Consider the following 15,009-nt stretch of genomic DNA (forward strand, 5'->3'; position numbering starts at 1 on the left):
ATGCGCGGCCTGACGCCTGTGGCGCAGGGCATCGTGATGATGATCGGCGCGATCTTTCTGTTCTCGTCCATGGATGCCATGGCCAAGGCCCTGGGCGCGGACTACGACCCGGTGCAGGTGGTGTGGGCGCGCTATGCGGGGCAGATGGCCGTCGTGGCACTGCTGCTCGCCCCGCGGTTGCATATCCTGATGCGCACCCGGCACCTCGGGCTGCAATTGCTGCGCTCGGGCTTTCTGTTCGCGGCGACCTTGTGCTTTTTCACGTCGCTCGGCCATCTCGAAATCGCCTCGGCCACGGGCGTCTTGAACATACACCCGGTACTTTTGACCTTGGGGGCGGCCCTGATCCTCAAGGAGACGCTCGGCCCGCGTCGCGTGATCGGCATCGGTGCGGCGCTGGTGGGGGCGCTGCTGATCATCCGCCCCGGATCGGATGTGTTTTCGCTGGCGTCACTGCTGCCGCTGGTGGCGGGGCTCTGCTACGCCTCCTACGCGTTGACGACGCGGTTTCTGGGCCGCGACGAGCCGATCCTGACCTCGTTTCTCTACACCGCGCTCATCGGCACCATCGTGGCCAGCCTGATGGTGCCCGCCGTCTGGCAGACGCCACCGCCCTGGGACGCGGCGCGTTTCGTGCTGCTCGGCGCGGTGGGGGCGGCCGGGCAGTTGCTGCTGATCCGCTCGCTGACGCTGGCCGAGGCCGGGGTGGTCGCGCCGTTCGGCTATGCCGGTGTGATCTTTGCCACGATCTACGGCGTGCTGTTTTTCGGCGAAACCCCCGATCCGCTGTCGGCCCTCGGCGCGCTTGTGATCGTGGGGGCCGGCGTCTATGTCTGGCACCGTGAAACCCGCGCCCGCCGGGCCGAGGCCTAAGGCACGGCATTGCCCCTGCTGGTCAACCCGTCGGGCGCAAGACGCGGGACGCGGCGATGTCCAAGAAGAACCGAACAGACTGGCTCGACCGGCTGAGTGACGCGGCGTTTCGCGGCACCGTGGCCGCGATCCGGCTTGTTCCTTGGCGCTGGCGCATCCCGGCAATGGGCGCGTTTATGGCCCGCATCGTCGGGCCCATCGCGGGCTATCGCCGCCGCGCCGAGGCCCATCTGGCCTATATCTACCCCGACATGCCGCCGGCCGAGCGTCGCCGCATCGCGCGCGCCGCGCTCGACAATATCGGGCGCACCATCATCGAGAACTACTCGCCCAAGGAACAGATCGCCCGATATGCCGGGCTGACGCCGCAGGGCGCGGGCTGGCCCGTTGTTGCCCGGGCCCAGGAAGAAGGCCGACCGATGCTGTTCGTGACCGGCCATTTCGGAAACTGGCAGGTCGGGCGCGTGGCATTGAATGCGCGGGGCTTATCCATTGGCGGCCTGTATCGACCGTTCAACAACCCCTACGCCAACGCCCATTACGTCTGGTCGGTCGAGGCCGTAGGCGGCACCGCCTATTCCCGCGACCGGCGCGGGCTGGCGGCGTTTCTCAAGACGCTGCGCCAGGGCGGTCAGGCTGCCATGATGCTGGATCAGTATGTCAGCGACGGCGCCTTCCTGACATTCATGGGCAAGGAGGCCCTGACCTCGCTCTCCGCCGCCGAGATGGCCCTGCGCCACGATGCGCTGTTGGTGCCCATCTACTGCCCGCGTCTGCCCGATGGTCAGAGTTTCGCCATCGAGATCGAAGCGCCCATCCCGCCCGGCACGCCGGAAGAGATGACACAAGCGCTCAATGACAGCCTCGAGGCGCAGATCCGCGCCCGGCCCGAACAATGGTTCTGGATCCACCGCCGTTGGAAGCCCGAGCGCCTGGAAAAAAAGAAACGTCGACGCCGCGCCGCCGCGGCTGCGGGCAAAGACTAGGCCCCGCGCTCGGCCGGATCAGTCCACCCGAGCGGCGGCAAAGATCGGCCCGTGATCGCGATGCTGCACGATGACAACCCGCGGCAGCCCATCCGAGGCCGCAAGGCGGGTCGCAAACGGCGCGGCCCCGTCCCAATCGGCCAACACATGCCAGCGCGCACGATATTGTGGTATTCCGCGACCCGTCCCGCGTTCTCGCCTCGGGCGATCTCGACCCGTTCTTCCGGCTGATAGGCGACCAGATGAACCACCATGGGCGGGGCGGGCGTGTCGGCCAGCCAGTCGGCTTGCAGGTCATAGCCATCGCCGGTGGCGTCCACGCTCAGGCGCACCGGATCGGGGGCATTGCCATGCTCCATGAGCAGGTCGGCCACCTCCATCGGGCGAAAGCCCACGACGTGATCGGCCCCGCCGATGACCATTTGCGGCGTGTAGACCACGGTCGATCCCGCGGCGACGCCGTAGTCGTGCTGCCGCTGGGTAAAAGCGGGCTGCGCAAAGGTGTCGGCCCAGCCGATGTAATCCCAGTAATCGACATGCAGCGCCAGCGCGATCACGCCCTCACGATCGGCCAATTGCGCCAGCAACCCGTCGGCGGGCGGGCAGGCCGAGCAGCCCTGGCTGGTGAACAGCTCGACCACGACCGGCGATTGTGCCTGCGCGCCGACCGGCACCACCCAAAGGCCCACCCCGGTCAACAACGCGGCAGCGTGACGTGCGATACCCATGCGCCCAGAATTCCCCGTATCGTTTCGAATGTCCCAACTCGTCCAGAGCTAAGCCGATCGCCCTGTGCTGGCCAATCAAGCCTTTGCGAGAGCGCGTTACAATCCCGCGCGGCCGCTGTCAGAGCCAGCGATGCGTCGCGTTCAGATAGCGGTGCGCCTCGGCCCCGAAGATTTTCCGCAGACCTTCTTCCTCGGGCTCGATGAACCGGCGCGTCAGAACGTGAAAGAACAGGTAAGGCAGCAGCACGGGGCTGAGCGACCCCAGCCACAGGACATAGCCCGTCACGATCGCCAGAAGCCCCAGGTAGATCGGGTTGCGGCTGTAACGATACGGCCCCTCAACGATCAGCGCGGTGGGGGTGTGATGCGGCTCGATCGTGGTTTTCTTGCGCCAGAACCACCATGCCGACCACGCGATCACGGCCAACGCAAAGCCGATCAGCAGCCCGCCCGCCGCGCGGAACACCAAGCCGAAGGCCGTGACCAACGGCAGGTATTCGTTCAAGACCCAGGCCGCGACCAGGAACACCGTCAGCCAGACCGGCGGGATATCGGGAAACCCCTTGAGCGGTCCGTCCAGCAACCAGCGGATCATGTGGCCCCCCGCCCGTCAGGGATGGCGTAGCGCAGCGACATGCACGACAGGCCGCCATCGACCAGCGCGGCCTGCGTGGTGGCCAGTTCGACCACCTCGTATCCCGCATGCGTCAGGCGTTCGGCCGTGTGCGGGAACCCCGCACTCAGCAAGACCGGCGCGTTGAAGCGGATCGCATTGGCCGCGGCCGCCTCGCCCTCGGCGGTTTCGATCACGCGATAGCCGTCGAAACAGCCCGTGGCGGCAAGGCGCGGCGTCGCAAGGATCGTCTCGGGGTCCAGCAGGCTCGACTCGGTCTTGAAATGCAGGATCTCGGGCGGGGTTTCGACCAGCCGCAGCCGATAACCCAGGTCCTCGACCAGGGGGCGCAGCGCCGCAATGCCCGCGCGGTCGGTGCGCGCGGACAGACCCACCATCGCTTCGGTGTCGGAACACAGGATGTCGCCGCCATCCACCGCCCCCTCGGGCAGGTCGATCACGCCCGCGCAATGCCGGACAAGATCAGGGCGCAGCGCCGCCGCCTCGCCCGCCCGGCTAGGCGCGCCGGGGCGCAGCATGATCGCAACGCCGTTCAGCACCAGCGCCGGATCCTCGATGAACACGCTGTCGGGGAAATGCTCCAGCGCGGGCAGGACCGTCACGGTCGCCCCGGTCGCGCGTAGCGCCGTCACATAGGCCGCGTGTTCGCGCGCAAAGGCCATCGGGTCCGGGTCGCCCTGATCGACGGCGCGCAAGCCCTCCGTGACCGAGGCGGCGGGCGCGCGACACAGCGCATGGGTGAAGGTGATCGAGCGGTTTTCCATGCCCGCAGTCATCGCGCCGGGGCGCGGCCTTGTCCAGCCATCTAAAGCCGGTAGCCACCGCTGACCGTCAGAACCTGCCCGGTGACGAACCCGGCATCGGGCGACAGCAGAAAGGCCACCGCGCCGGCGACATCCTCGGGCCGGCCGCTGCGGCCAAGCGGCGTGGCCGCGATCACCTCGGCGACCATCTCGGGCGGGCGCGGCGCCTCGGACTTTTCGATCAGGCCGGGTGCGACGGCATTCACCCGGATGCCAAGCGGCCCCAATTCCCGCGCAAAAGCGGCGGTTGCGCCATCCAGCCCCGCCTTGCTGGCGGTATAGGCGGCGGCGCCCATGGGCGGGCGCACCGCATTGAGGGATGAGATATTCACCACCGACCCGCCCTGCCCCGTGGCCCCGCGCATCAGGTCCATCAGCGTGATCGGCGCGGTCAGGTTCACCTCGATCAGGTCGCGATGGGTCGGGGTGGTGCCCCCCTCCGGCCCGCCCGCCATCGCGGCGGCGTTGTTGACCAACGCGTCGATGCGCCCCTCTTGCGCCATTACATCGGCCACCAACGCTTCGGCCGCGCCGGGCTGTGCCAGATCGCAGGCCACTGCCCGCGCGCCGATCGCTTCCGCCAATGCCTCGGCCTGCGCCCCTCGGCTGCGGTAGCTGAACACCACGCGCCAGCCTTCCGACGCCAACCGCCGCGCAATCGCCGCGCCGATCCCGCCTGCCGCGCCCGTTACCAAAGCCACCCGGTCCATCGCCTGCCCCCTTTGTCCCGCCCAAGCCTGCCCCGGCGCAACGCCCGACACAACGCCCCAAGGCGCGGGCGAGCGGCCCCCGAGAGGGGGTCCGAGGCCGCGCCTGCCCCGGTCGGCGCGCGACACGCGCGGCGACACCAAAAAGGAAAAGGCCCCCGGTCCGCGACCGGGGGCCACCCCTCACTGTCCCTTCGAAGTGAGTGCCTCGCGCCGCTCTCAGGCGGCTTTCGCGAGGTTGCGCAGCACGTAGTGCAGGACACCGCCATGCTCGATATACTCGATCTCGACGGCCGTATCGATCCGGCACTTCAGCGTGATCTCCTTGACCGACCCGTCGGCAAACGTGATCGTGCAAGGCACCTCGGCCAGCGGCGTGATGGTGTCGAGACCGTGGATCGCGACGGTCTCGTCGCCCTTCAACCCCAGCGACTTGCGCGTGTCGCCGCCGGTGAACTCGAACGGAATGACGCCCATGCCCACCAGGTTCGAGCGGTGGATCCGCTCGAAGCTTTCGGCGATGACCGCCTTGACGCCCAACAGGTTCGTCCCCTTGGCCGCCCAGTCGCGACTGGAGCCGGCCCCGTATTGCTCGCCGCCGAAGACGACCAGTGGCGTGCCCTGATCCTGGTAGGCCATGGCGGCATCGAAGATCGAGGTCTGCTGACCGTCCGGCCCGAGGGTATAGCCCCCTTCGATCCCGTCCAGCATCTCGTTCTTGATGCGGATATTGGCGAAGGTGCCACGCATCATGACCTCGTGGTTGCCGCGCCGCGACCCGTAGGAGTTGAACTCGCGCACCGGCACCTGGCGTTCGGTCAGGTACTGACCGGCCGGGGTGCTGTCCTTGAACGACCCAGCAGGGCTGATGTGGTCGGTGGTGATCATGTCGCCAAGAATGGCCAGAACGCGCGCGCCCTCGATGTTCGAGATCGTGCCCGGCTCGGCCCCCATGCCCTGGAAATAGGGCGGGTTTTGAATGTAGGTCGAGGTCGCGGGCCAGTCATAGGTTTCCTGTTTCGGAACCGAGACGCCCTGCCATTTCTCGTCGCCCTTGAAGACATCGGCGTATTTGGTCTGGAACGCCTCGCGCGTGACGGTCTGTTCGACCAGTTCGGCCACTTCCTGCGAACTCGGCCAGATGTCTTTCAGGTACACGTCCTTGCCATCAGGCGTCTGCGCAATCGGGTCTTTGGCGACATTGATGTTCATGTCGCCGGCCAGTGCGTAGACCACGACCAGCGGCGGGCTGGCCAGGTAGTTGGCGCGGACATCGGGGCTGATCCGGCCCTCGAAGTTGCGGTTGCCCGACAGGACCGAGGTCGCGATCAGATCGTTGTCGTTGATCGCCTTGGAAATCTCGGGCTGCAACGGGCCCGAGTTGCCGATGCAGGTGGTGCAGCCGTAGCCGACGAGGTTGAAGCCGATGGCGTCCAGATCCTCCTGCAGGCCGGCGGCCTCCAGATAGGCCGACACGACCTGGGAGCCGGGCGCGAGCGATGTCTTGACCCAGGGCTTGCGCGTCAGGCCCAACTCGCGCGCCTTGCGCGCCACCAGGCCTGCCCCGATCATCACATAGGGGTTCGAGGTGTTGGTGCAGGAGGTGATCGAGGCGATCACGACCGACCCGTCGCGCAGCTCGTAGGCCTCGCCATCCACCTTGGCGCTCTTGCGCGGATCGACCAGCGCGTCGGGCGTCGGGCCTTCGCTGGCCATGTCGGTGGCCGCCAGGGTCTCGTCCTCGCCCCGGAACTCGGACACCACGTTGAAGAAGGCGTCCGCCGCCCGGTCAAGCGCGACGTAATCCTGCGGCCGCTTGGGGCCCGAGATGGCGGGCACGATTGTGCCCATGTCGAGGCTCAGCGTATTGGTATAGACCGGCGCGTAATCGGCATCGCGCCAGAACCCGTTTTCCTTGGCATAGGCTTCGACCAGCGCCAGCGTATCTTCGTCGCGACCAGTGTTGCGCAGGTAGCGCAGCGTTTCGCTGTCGATCGGGAAAAAGCCGCAGGTGGCCCCGTATTCAGGCGCCATGTTGGCGATGGTCGCGCGATCCGCCAGCGGCAGGGTATCCAGGCCCGCACCGTAGAATTCCACGAACTTGCCGACCACGCCCTTGGCGCGCAGCATTTCCACGACTTTCAGCACGAGGTCGGTGCCGGTGGTGCCCTCGACCATCGCGCCGGTCAGCTCGAAGCCGACGACCTCGGGGATCAGCATGGAAATCGGCTGACCCAGCATCGCGGCCTCGGCCTCGATGCCGCCCACGCCCCAGCCCAGAACGGCGGCGCCATTGACCATGGTCGTGTGGCTGTCGGTGCCCACCAGCGTATCGGGATAGGCCACCATCTCGCCGTTCTGGTCCACGTCCGACCAGACGGTTTTCGCCAGGTATTCCAGGTTCACCTGGTGGCAGATGCCGGTGCCCGGCGGCACGACACGGAAATTGTTGAACGCGGTCTGCCCCCATTTCAGGAAGGTGTAGCGCTCCATGTTGCGCTCGTATTCGCGGTCCACGTTCATCTGGAAGGCGCGCGGATTGCCGAACTCGTCGATCATGACCGAGTGGTCGATCACCAGATCCACCGGGTTCAGCGGGTTGATCTTCTGCGGGTCGCCGCCCAACGCCTTGATACCATCGCGCATGGCGGCCAGGTCCACCACGGCCGGGACGCCGGTGAAATCCTGCATCAGCACGCGGGCGGGGCGATAGGCGATCTCGCGGGGGGTCTTGCCGCCCTTGTCGGCCCATTCGGAAAACGCCTTGATGTCGTCGACGGACACCGTCTTGCCATCCTCGAAGCGCAGCATGTTTTCCAGCACCACCTTCAGCGCGGCGGGCAGTCTCGAGAAATCGCCCAGCCCCGCGGCCTCGGCGGCGGCAATCGAGTAATAGGCATAGGATTTGTCGCCGACTGTCAGCGTCTTGCGGGTCTTTGCGGTGTCGTGGCCGACGGTAATGGGCATGGGTGCCTCCCTTTATCCGGTCGCTGGCTGCGTCTGTCAGACTGCTCCTGCCATTGACTTAAAGCGCAATCAAGAGGGATGGAAGGGGTCCGGGGCCAATCCGCATGCGGTTGCATACCTCTTTTCCGGTTTCGACCCGCGCCGGGGGTTTCGGCAGGATGCGTCCGCGCCACACGGGCTTGCCGGTCATCCGGGCGGTGGGCTGCCCGGGTCACGGGACGCGGCATTGCGGCGCGGCGCGCGGCCGCTTCCCCTTGGCGCAGCGATGGGTTACCGCTTGGGCCGCAATGACCTTGACCGTTTCCAATCTTTCCTGTGCCCGAGGGTCCACGCAGGTGCTGGCCGATGTCAGCTTTGCCGTCGCGCCCGGCGAGGCGTTAATCCTGCGCGGACCCAACGGCGCGGGCAAGACGACGCTTTTGCGCACCCTGGCCGGGCTGACCCCGCCGCTGTCGGGGCACGTCGCCTGTGCGCCGGATTCGATCGCCTATGCCGGCCATGCCGACGGGCTGAAATCGCAGCTGACCGTGCAGGAAAACCTGACCTTCTGGGCCGGTGTCTTTGCCTCGGGCACGATCACCCGCGCTGTCGATTCCTTCGACCTCGAGGGGTTGCTGGATCGGCGCGCGGGCGACATGTCGGCCGGACAAAAAACGCCGGCTGTCTCTGGCGCGCCTGCTGGTGACGGGCCGCCCCGTCTGGTGCCTGGACGAGCCGACCGTATCGCTGGACACCAAGAACGTGCAACGCTTCGCCGCTGCGGTCGAACGGCACCTCGAGGGCGGCGGGTCGGCCGTGATCGCCACGCATATCGACCTGGGTCTGCCTGCCGCGCGCAGCCTCGATATCTCGCCCTTCATCGCCAGGCGTCTGCGCGTCGATGACCCGTTCGCCATGGGGTTGGACGCATGATCGCCCTGCTCAAACGCGACCTGGCCCTGGCCATCCGGGCCGGCGGCGGTTTTGGCCTCAGCCTCGCGTTCTTCCTGATCTTCACCACGCTGGTGCCCTTCGGCGTCGGGCCCGCGACCGGCATTCTCGGCACCATCTCGCCCGGCATCCTGTGGCTGGGCGCGCTGTTGGCCTGCCTGTTGTCGCTCGACCGCATCTTTCAGCTCGATTGGGAAGACGGGACGCTGGACCTCGTGGCGACATCGCCCGTCCCGATGGAAGGGCTGGCCGCGATGAAGGCGCTGACCCACTGGATCACGACCGGCCTGCCGCTGGTCGCCCTTGCGCCCGCGCTCGGCCTCTTGCTGAACCTGCCCGCGCCGGCTTATCCGTGGCTGGTGGCGTCTCTGGCGGTCGGCACCCCCGCGCTCAGCGCCATCGGCACCTTCGGCGCGGCCCTGACCGTGGGCATCAAGCGCGGTGGGCTGCTGTTGTCACTGCTGGTGCTGCCGCTTTACGTGCCCACCCTGATCTTCGGCGCGCTGGCCGTCAGCCGCGGGGCCGAGGGGCTGGACGCCACAACACCCCTGGCTCTATTGGCCGGGATCACCCTCGGGACACTTGCCATCCTGCCCTTTGCGGCGGCCGCCGCCCTCCGCGTCAATCTGCGCTAGACCCGCGCGCCCCTGCCCCATTGAGAGCTTGCCCGTCCATGCCTAAAACTCAGTCCATGTCTTCGCTTTGGGAATATGCCAACCCGCGCAAGTTCATGGCCACCTCGGCCTGGATGCTGCCGTGGGTGACCGCGATCACCGCGATCTGTCTCGTCGTCGGGCTGGTCTGGGGGTTCTTCTTCACGCCCGATGATTTCCGGCAGGGATCGACGGTCAAGATCATCTATGTCCACGTGCCTTCGGCTATCATGGCGGTCAACGCGTGGCTGATGATGCTGGTCGCCTCGTTGATCTGGGTGATCCGGCGGCACCATGTCAGCGCGCTGGCGGCCAAGGCCGCCGCGCCGGTCGGCATGATCTTTACCGTCATCGCGCTGTTCACCGGCGCGGTCTGGGGCCAGCCGATGTGGGGCACCTGGTGGGAATGGGATCCGCGCCTGACCTCGTTCCTGATCCTGTTCCTGTTCTATCTGGGCTACATGGCGTTGTGGGAGGCGGTCGAGAACCCCGACTCGGCGGCCGACCTGACCAGTGTCCTGTGCCTGGTCGGATCGGTCTTTGCCATCATCTCCCGCTATGCGCTTCTGTTCTGGAACCAGGGCCTGCACCAGGGCGCGACCCTGTCCATGGATGCCGAGGAAAACATCGCCGATGTCTTCTGGTATCCGCTGGTGATCACCCTGGCCGGGTTCGGCTTTCTGTTCCTGACGCTTGTCCTGTACCGGACCCGTACCGAAATTCGCGCCCGGCGCCTCAAGGCCCTGATCGCGCAGGAAAGGATGGCCACATGATGCCCGATCTCGGACAATATGCGGTGCCGGTTCTGTCGGCCTATGCCGGGTCGCTGCTGTTGTTGGCGGTGCTGATTTTCGGCTCGATCTGGAAAGCGCGGCGCGTGCATCGCAAACTGAATGCCGTCGAGGAACGGCGCGGAAAAGCCTGATGAGGATCAATTGGCTGATGATCATCCCGCTGGCCGTGACCCTGGGGTTCTTCGGGGTCGCGGGCTACCAGCTGCTCAGCACGCAGGGCGCCCAGCAACTGGGCGTCGACACGGCCGCCCTGCCCTCGGCGCAACAGGGTCGCGCCGCCCCGCCTCTGGCGCTTGAGCCGATGGAGGGCACGCCGCTGCTGGACCGCGGCATGCTGGAAGGGCATGGCGACTTGATCATGGTGAACTTCTTTGCCAGCTGGTGCCCCCCGTGCCGGACCGAGCATCCGAACCTGACCGCGCTGGCCGAGGCCGGTGTGCCCCTCTTTGGCGTGAATTACCGCGATCAGCTGTCCCAGGCCGAACAGTTCCTCGACGATCTGGGCAATCCCTATGACGCCATGGGCCGCGACCCCGAGGCCCGAAATGGCCGCGATTGGGGCGTCGTCGCCATGCCCGAGACCTTCTTCATAGATGACGCCGGCGTGGTCGTTCTGCATTTTCGCGGCCCGATCACGCGGCGGTCGATCGACAACCAGATCGCCCCCGCGCTGGCCGCGGCAGGCCATAGCCTGCCGGAATTGCCGCCCCTTGCGGCCGAGTGACAGCCGGGCGCCCCACGTGCCCGAGTGTCCCTTGACGCGGGGGCTGCACCCACCCCCGGCCTGCCTGCCTCAGTAGATATAGCGAATCTGGTCCGTCCAGTAGCGTTCCATCCGTTTCAGCGAATGGTTCACGCGATCCAGACCGTCGAGATCGAGCACCCCCTGGCGCTCCAGCCCGTTGGCCTGCCGCTCGAAGAGATCGGCGACGGCATCGCGGACCTGGCGCCCCTTCTCGGTCAGGCGCACGCGGACCGACCGGCGGTCGATCTCGCAGCGCTGGTGGTGCATGTAGCCCATCTCGACCAGCTTCTTGAGGTTGTAGCTGACATTCGACCCCTGGTAGTAGCCGCGCGATTTCAGCTCGCCCGCGGTAACCTCGTTGTCACCGATATTGAACAGAAGCAGGGCCTGCACCGCGTTGATATCGAGGATGCCCAGACGTTCGAATTCATCCTTGATGACGTCCAGCAGCAGGCGGTGCAAACGCTCCACCAGCGACAGGGATTCCATGTACCCGGCCAGGAACCCTGTCCGGGATGACGTCGCAAGGGGCGCGTGCATACTCATCTTGGTCTCCGCAAATCCGACTTGCGGGCAAGATTCGGCCAAAAATGGAAAGAAGTCGTTAAGCGCCGGTCGCGTTTTGACCCTTGGCCAGATCCGATTTGAATTCCGCCGCCACGCGCGACAGCATCGGCGCCAGCGTTGCAGGCGGGTTGGCCTGCCCCGACACCCAAGCATACAGGTCCTGGTCGGCCTCGGCGAGGACGGCTTCGAACGCATCGAGGGTCGCGGCATCGGCATCGGCCAGGTGCCGGTCGGCCCATCCCCCCAGGATCAGGTCCATTTCCTTGATGCCGCGATGCCAGGCCCGCATCCGCAGGCGCTTGATCCGGATGTCGGCGGTCTCGACGCTCATTGAACGGTCTCCATCACAGGTCGTTGGCCAGCGTCAGGCGCAGCCGCTTTTCCAGTCGCCCCATCTTTTCGGCCAGCCGGGCCTGTTCGACCTTGAGCCGCCGCAGGTCCGCCAGAACCGAGGTCATGTCATCGGACAAGGGCGCGTGCAGGTCGGGGCCGTCCAGCCCGTCACCCTCGCCGCTGAGCAGCCACATGATCGAAACGCCCAGCATGCCGGCCAGCATCTGCAGCTTGTTCGCCCGCGGTTCCGCCTGGTCGTTTTCCCAGCCGCGCACCGTCTTGACCTTGACGCCCAGCCGTTTGGCCAGCTCCGCCTGGCTCAGCCCCGCCGCCTCGCGCGCGCCGGTCACCCGGTCGCCGAAGGTGGTCGCCGCGGCATCGTACCAGCCGGGGCCTTCGGTCGTTTCGCCGTCTTCGGGGGTGGTGGTCATCTCGTCTCCTCTCGGTGGCGGCTTGATTGCTGCGCGAGCGCACCCTAAGCATGGGCCCGACCTATTGCAAACGACCCCGATTGTCGGGGTTCGGCTCAACCCCGCCCAACAACCCGGAGCGACCCGATGCCCTTTCTTTCCGACACGCTGGCCCGTGTGAAGCCCTCGCCCACCATTGCTGTCTCGAACCTCGCGGCCGAGTTGAAGGCACAGGGCAAGGATGTCATCGGCCTGGGCGCGGGCGAGCCCGATTTCGACACGCCGCAGAACATCAAGGATGCCGCCAAGGCGGCCATTGATGCAGGTAAGACGAAATACACCGCCGTCGATGGCCTTCCCGAGTTGAAACAGGCCATCTGCGACAAGTTCCAGCGCGACAATGGCCTGTCCTACAGCCCTGCCCAGGTCAGCGTCGGAACGGGGGGCAAGCAGATCCTCTACAATGCGCTGATGGCGACGCTGAACCCCGGCGACGAGGTCATCATCCCCGCCCCCTACTGGGTCAGCTACCCCGACATGGTGCTGCTGGCCGGTGGCGAGCCCGTGATCGTCGAGGCCGCGCCGACACCGCCTACAAGCTGACGCCCGCGGCGCTGGAGGCCGCGATCACCCCGAACACCAAGTGGTTCATCTTCAACTCGCCCTCGAATCCCACCGGCGCGGGCTATACCGCCGAGGAACTCAAGGGCCTGACCGATGTGCTGATGCGCCACCCGCATGTCTGGGTGATGTCGGACGACATGTATGAATACCTTGTCTATGACGATTTCGAGTTTGCCACCCCCGCGCAGGTCGAGCCGGGCCTTTACGACCGCACGCTGACCTGCAACGGCGTCAGCAAGGCCTATGCGATGACCGGCTGGCGCATCGGCTATGCCGCCGGCCCCGAAGAGGTCATCAAGGCGATGCGCAAGATCCAGTCGCAATCGACCTCGAACCCCTCGTCGATCAGCCAGTGGGCCGCGCTCGAGGCGCTGACCGGGCCGCAGGATTTCCTTGCGCCCAACAACGCCACCTTCCAGCGCCGCCGCGATCTGGTGGTCGAGATGCTGAACGCCGCGCAGGGCGTGACCTGCCCGGTTCCCGAAGGCGCCTTTTACGTCTACCCGTCGATCGCGGGCTGCATGGGCAAGACGACGCCGGCCGGCACCGTGATCGACAGTGACGAGACCTTCGCCACCGCGCTTCTGGAAGAAAAGGGCGTGGCCGTGGTGTTCGGCGGGGCGTTCGGCCTCTCGCCCTGTTTCCGGGTCAGCTATGCCACATCGGACGAAAACCTGACGGCTGCCTGCACACGCATTCAGGAATTCTGTGCCGCGCTGAGCTGATCCACCGCCCTGCCCCGGTGTCGCGTCGTGCCACGCGGGGACAGCACCCGCCGCCTTGCACGTGCGGTTTTGACCGCACCGCGCTTCCTTTTGTCGCAGGTCGCTCTAGCTCCTTACCCAAGCTCTGGCTGGGGGATGCGATGCTGCAAGACGACAACCCGTCCATCGGTCGTTTCGACAAATCCTTCCTGATCCACATGATCAAGGATTTCTTCACCGTGCTGGTCATCGTCACGGTGGTCGAGTTCTCGCTGAAGGCGGCGCTGGTCTTCTACAATTTCTGGGCGAACGGCGCGGACGAGGCGGCAGTTGTCGCCGACGATCTGGCCGAAAACGTGCGCTCGATCATGCGCAACGAAGGCGGGCCGGTGGCCGCGCGCACCATGTATCCCATTCTCGAGCGGAACTGGTCCGACCTCGGCTATGTCATCGCGATCGAACCCACGCCCGTCACCATCCGCTCGATCGAGGCCGGGTTCGGCTTTGTCCCGCGCGGCATTCCGGCCGGCGAATGGCCCGAGGGCCGACACGCGGAATCGCAAATCACCATCGAGGCCGAGGCCTTCTGCCTCGCCTGCCATACCGAGGCGGCGATCGGCGACCCCTTGGGAACGGTCACCGTGCGCAACTACCTCGCCCGCGATTTCGAGATCTGGCTCAAGGATATCCGGCTGACTGCGGCCCTGTCGGCCGGCAAGATCGTGCTGCATTCCTTCCTGCTGTTCCTGATCCTGCGCGCGCGGCTGGAGCCGCTGATGGAACTGCGGTCGACCGTCAGCCGCCTGGCCCGGGCCTATAGCAGCATCGGACATCGGGCCGAAATTCGCACCTCGGACGAATTCGGGGTGCTGGCGCGCGATCTGAACCTGTTTCTCGACCGCATTTCCGCCGTGGTGGAAGAGCTTGACGCCGTGCTGGCCAAGGTGGTCAGCGCCAATGACGACATCCTCGCCATCCAGGGCGATCTGCGCACCAATATCGATGCCGTCTCGTCGGACATCCGGCACCTCGAACGCGAGGCGATGCTGGCCGCCAAGCGCGAGCCGCGGCTGTCGAATGCGTGGTTCGACGCCATCCGCGCCTCGATCGCCACGCTGCAGACGCGCGCGCACGACCTGCGCGGCGATGGGTCCACTGGCGCCCTCGTCGATGAGCTGCAGCAGGTCGTCGCCAATGCCGAGACCCAGATCGCCGGGACCGAGGCCGTGTTTCGCAAGCTGGCGGACCTGGGCGACCGGAGCGACACGCTCAAGGCGTCGATGCTGGAAATGACCCGACTGGAGGAACGGCTGAAGGGGATCATCGAAACATCGGGCGACCTGGTGCGCCGTCTACGACCGGAAACGGGCATCGGATCGGACTGACGGATGGGCACGGCGCCAGACGGTGCCGACCCGTCGCGACGCCGCGTGCGACCGGGGGCGATGCGGCGATGGCCCCGCGCGCCCCTGGACTGCCATACGACCAGGACACAGGCGCGCACCGGCCCCACCCGGCCTTGCCAACGGGATCAAAGGGCGTATCCCGACC

Annotated in this window: 15 protein-coding genes and 2 pseudogenes; 9 read left to right on the forward strand and 8 right to left on the reverse strand. The window is 66.5% G+C overall.

Going from position 1 to position 15,009, the window contains the following annotated elements; genetic code table 11:
• Both ROSELON_RS15235 and ROSELON_RS15240 read left to right on the forward strand, forming a co-directional pair.
• The gene (locus ROSELON_RS15235; RefSeq protein ID WP_025313170.1) at positions 1-873 is read left to right on the forward strand and encodes a DMT family transporter; all 873 of its coding nucleotides are present in this window, start codon (positions 1-3) and stop codon (positions 871-873) included.
• Positions 874-929: 56 nt separating this feature from the next.
• Positions 930-1,859, forward strand: coding sequence for a lysophospholipid acyltransferase family protein (locus ROSELON_RS15240; protein WP_025313171.1), 930 nt, complete (start codon positions 930-932; stop codon positions 1,857-1,859).
• Here ROSELON_RS15240 and ROSELON_RS15245 read toward each other — a convergent pair.
• From ROSELON_RS15245 to acnA, 5 genes are all read right to left on the reverse strand, one after another.
• On the reverse strand, positions 1,856-2,587 hold the full coding sequence (locus ROSELON_RS15245) for a DUF1223 domain-containing protein (protein ID WP_245605362.1): 732 nt from the start codon (positions 2,585-2,587) through the stop codon (positions 1,856-1,858). The genes ROSELON_RS15240 and ROSELON_RS15245 overlap by 4 nt on opposite strands.
• Before the next feature lie 118 nt (positions 2,588-2,705).
• Positions 2,706-3,182 (reverse strand): methyltransferase family protein, encoded by a 477-nt coding sequence (locus ROSELON_RS15250; RefSeq protein WP_025313172.1) that lies wholly within the window; start codon positions 3,180-3,182, stop codon positions 2,706-2,708.
• Positions 3,179-3,985 carry a dimethylarginine dimethylaminohydrolase gene (locus tag ROSELON_RS15255; RefSeq protein ID WP_025313173.1) on the reverse strand — a complete coding sequence of 269 codons (807 nt, stop codon included), beginning with the start codon at positions 3,983-3,985 and terminating at the stop codon, positions 3,179-3,181. The genes ROSELON_RS15250 and ROSELON_RS15255 overlap by 4 nt, the downstream gene beginning before the upstream one ends.
• A gap of 41 nt (positions 3,986-4,026) precedes the next feature.
• Positions 4,027-4,734, reverse strand: coding sequence for an SDR family NAD(P)-dependent oxidoreductase (locus tag ROSELON_RS15260; protein ID WP_025313174.1), 708 nt, complete (start codon positions 4,732-4,734; stop codon positions 4,027-4,029).
• Between the two features lie 216 nt (positions 4,735-4,950).
• Positions 4,951-7,698, reverse strand: a complete 2,748-nt coding sequence (gene acnA, locus ROSELON_RS15265) for an aconitate hydratase AcnA (RefSeq protein WP_025313175.1) — start codon at positions 7,696-7,698, stop codon at positions 4,951-4,953.
• A gap of 287 nt (positions 7,699-7,985) precedes the next feature.
• Here acnA and ccmA point away from each other — a divergent pair.
• The 5 genes and pseudogenes from ccmA to ROSELON_RS15285 all read left to right on the forward strand — a co-directional run bounded on the left by ccmA (position 7,986) and on the right by ROSELON_RS15285 (position 10,799).
• A pseudogene (gene ccmA, locus ROSELON_RS15270) lies at positions 7,986-8,610 on the forward strand (heme ABC exporter ATP-binding protein CcmA).
• Positions 8,607-9,263: a heme exporter protein CcmB gene (ccmB, locus tag ROSELON_RS15275; protein ID WP_025313177.1), complete on the forward strand. Its 657-nt coding sequence runs from the start codon at positions 8,607-8,609 to the stop codon at positions 9,261-9,263. The pseudogene ccmA and the gene ccmB overlap by 4 nt, the downstream one beginning before the upstream one ends.
• Positions 9,264-9,319: 56 nt before the next feature.
• A complete protein-coding gene (locus tag ROSELON_RS15280) occupies positions 9,320-10,054 on the forward strand; it encodes a heme ABC transporter permease (protein WP_025313178.1) in 735 nt (244 codons plus the stop codon).
• Positions 10,054-10,206 (forward strand): heme exporter protein CcmD, encoded by a 153-nt coding sequence (gene ccmD / locus ROSELON_RS17925; RefSeq protein WP_342665303.1) that lies wholly within the window; start codon positions 10,054-10,056, stop codon positions 10,204-10,206. Before ROSELON_RS15280 ends, ccmD begins: the two co-directional genes overlap by 1 nt.
• The gene (locus tag ROSELON_RS15285; protein WP_051508426.1) at positions 10,206-10,799 is read left to right on the forward strand and encodes a DsbE family thiol:disulfide interchange protein; all 594 of its coding nucleotides are present in this window, start codon (positions 10,206-10,208) and stop codon (positions 10,797-10,799) included. The genes ccmD and ROSELON_RS15285 overlap by 1 nt, the downstream gene beginning before the upstream one ends.
• Positions 10,800-10,868: 69 nt before the next feature.
• Here the strand turns inward: ROSELON_RS15285 and ROSELON_RS15290 are convergent, their stop codons facing one another.
• From ROSELON_RS15290 to ROSELON_RS15300, 3 genes are read right to left on the reverse strand one after another with little or no spacing between them, the layout of a single operon-like run.
• Complete coding sequence (locus tag ROSELON_RS15290) at positions 10,869-11,366, reverse strand: MarR family winged helix-turn-helix transcriptional regulator (RefSeq protein ID WP_025313180.1); 498 nt, start codon at positions 11,364-11,366, stop codon at positions 10,869-10,871.
• Positions 11,367-11,424: 58 nt separating this feature from the next.
• Positions 11,425-11,718, reverse strand: a complete 294-nt coding sequence (locus ROSELON_RS15295; RefSeq protein WP_025313181.1) for an FAD assembly factor SdhE — start codon at positions 11,716-11,718, stop codon at positions 11,425-11,427.
• A 13-nt stretch (positions 11,719-11,731) separates the two neighbouring features.
• Positions 11,732-12,151, reverse strand: a complete 420-nt coding sequence (locus tag ROSELON_RS15300) for a helix-turn-helix domain-containing protein (protein ID WP_025313182.1) — start codon at positions 12,149-12,151, stop codon at positions 11,732-11,734.
• A gap of 126 nt (positions 12,152-12,277) precedes the next feature.
• On the opposite strand from ROSELON_RS15300, the pseudogene ROSELON_RS15305 reads away from it, so the two are divergent.
• A pseudogene (locus ROSELON_RS15305) lies at positions 12,278-13,479 on the forward strand (pyridoxal phosphate-dependent aminotransferase).
• A 140-nt stretch (positions 13,480-13,619) separates the two neighbouring features.
• On the forward strand, positions 13,620-14,843 hold the full coding sequence (locus ROSELON_RS15310; protein ID WP_025313183.1) for a methyl-accepting chemotaxis protein: 1,224 nt from the start codon (positions 13,620-13,622) through the stop codon (positions 14,841-14,843).
• Positions 14,844-15,009 lie beyond the last annotated feature (166 nt).

The organism is Roseibacterium elongatum DSM 19469, from assembly GCF_000590925.1.
GTDB classification, from domain to species: domain Bacteria; phylum Pseudomonadota; class Alphaproteobacteria; order Rhodobacterales; family Rhodobacteraceae; genus Roseibacterium; species Roseibacterium elongatum.

Coding starts and splice junctions, on each gene's coding strand:
- ccmD (WP_342665303.1), top strand. CDS start 10,054: ATGCCCGATCTCGGACAATATGCGGTGCCGGTTCTGTCGGCCTATGCC.
- ROSELON_RS15240 (WP_025313171.1), top strand. CDS start 930: ATGTCCAAGAAGAACCGAACAGACTGGCTCGACCGGCTGAGTGACGCG.
- ROSELON_RS15255 (WP_025313173.1), bottom strand. CDS start 3,985: ATGGAAAACCGCTCGATCACCTTCACCCATGCGCTGTGTCGCGCGCCC.
- ccmB (WP_025313177.1), top strand. CDS start 8,607: ATGATCGCCCTGCTCAAACGCGACCTGGCCCTGGCCATCCGGGCCGGC.
- ROSELON_RS15285 (WP_051508426.1), top strand. CDS start 10,206: ATGAGGATCAATTGGCTGATGATCATCCCGCTGGCCGTGACCCTGGGG.
- ROSELON_RS15245 (WP_245605362.1), bottom strand. CDS start 2,587: ATGGGTATCGCACGTCACGCTGCCGCGTTGTTGACCGGGGTGGGCCTT.
- ROSELON_RS15295 (WP_025313181.1), bottom strand. CDS start 11,718: ATGAGCGTCGAGACCGCCGACATCCGGATCAAGCGCCTGCGGATGCGG.
- ROSELON_RS15300 (WP_025313182.1), bottom strand. CDS start 12,151: ATGACCACCACCCCCGAAGACGGCGAAACGACCGAAGGCCCCGGCTGG.
- ROSELON_RS15235 (WP_025313170.1), top strand. CDS start 1: ATGCGCGGCCTGACGCCTGTGGCGCAGGGCATCGTGATGATGATCGGC.
- ROSELON_RS15260 (WP_025313174.1), bottom strand. CDS start 4,734: ATGGACCGGGTGGCTTTGGTAACGGGCGCGGCAGGCGGGATCGGCGCG.
- ROSELON_RS15310 (WP_025313183.1), top strand. CDS start 13,620: ATGCTGCAAGACGACAACCCGTCCATCGGTCGTTTCGACAAATCCTTC.
- acnA (WP_025313175.1), bottom strand. CDS start 7,698: ATGCCCATTACCGTCGGCCACGACACCGCAAAGACCCGCAAGACGCTG.
- ROSELON_RS15280 (WP_025313178.1), top strand. CDS start 9,320: ATGTCTTCGCTTTGGGAATATGCCAACCCGCGCAAGTTCATGGCCACC.
- ROSELON_RS15250 (WP_025313172.1), bottom strand. CDS start 3,182: ATGATCCGCTGGTTGCTGGACGGACCGCTCAAGGGGTTTCCCGATATC.
- ROSELON_RS15290 (WP_025313180.1), bottom strand. CDS start 11,366: ATGAGTATGCACGCGCCCCTTGCGACGTCATCCCGGACAGGGTTCCTG.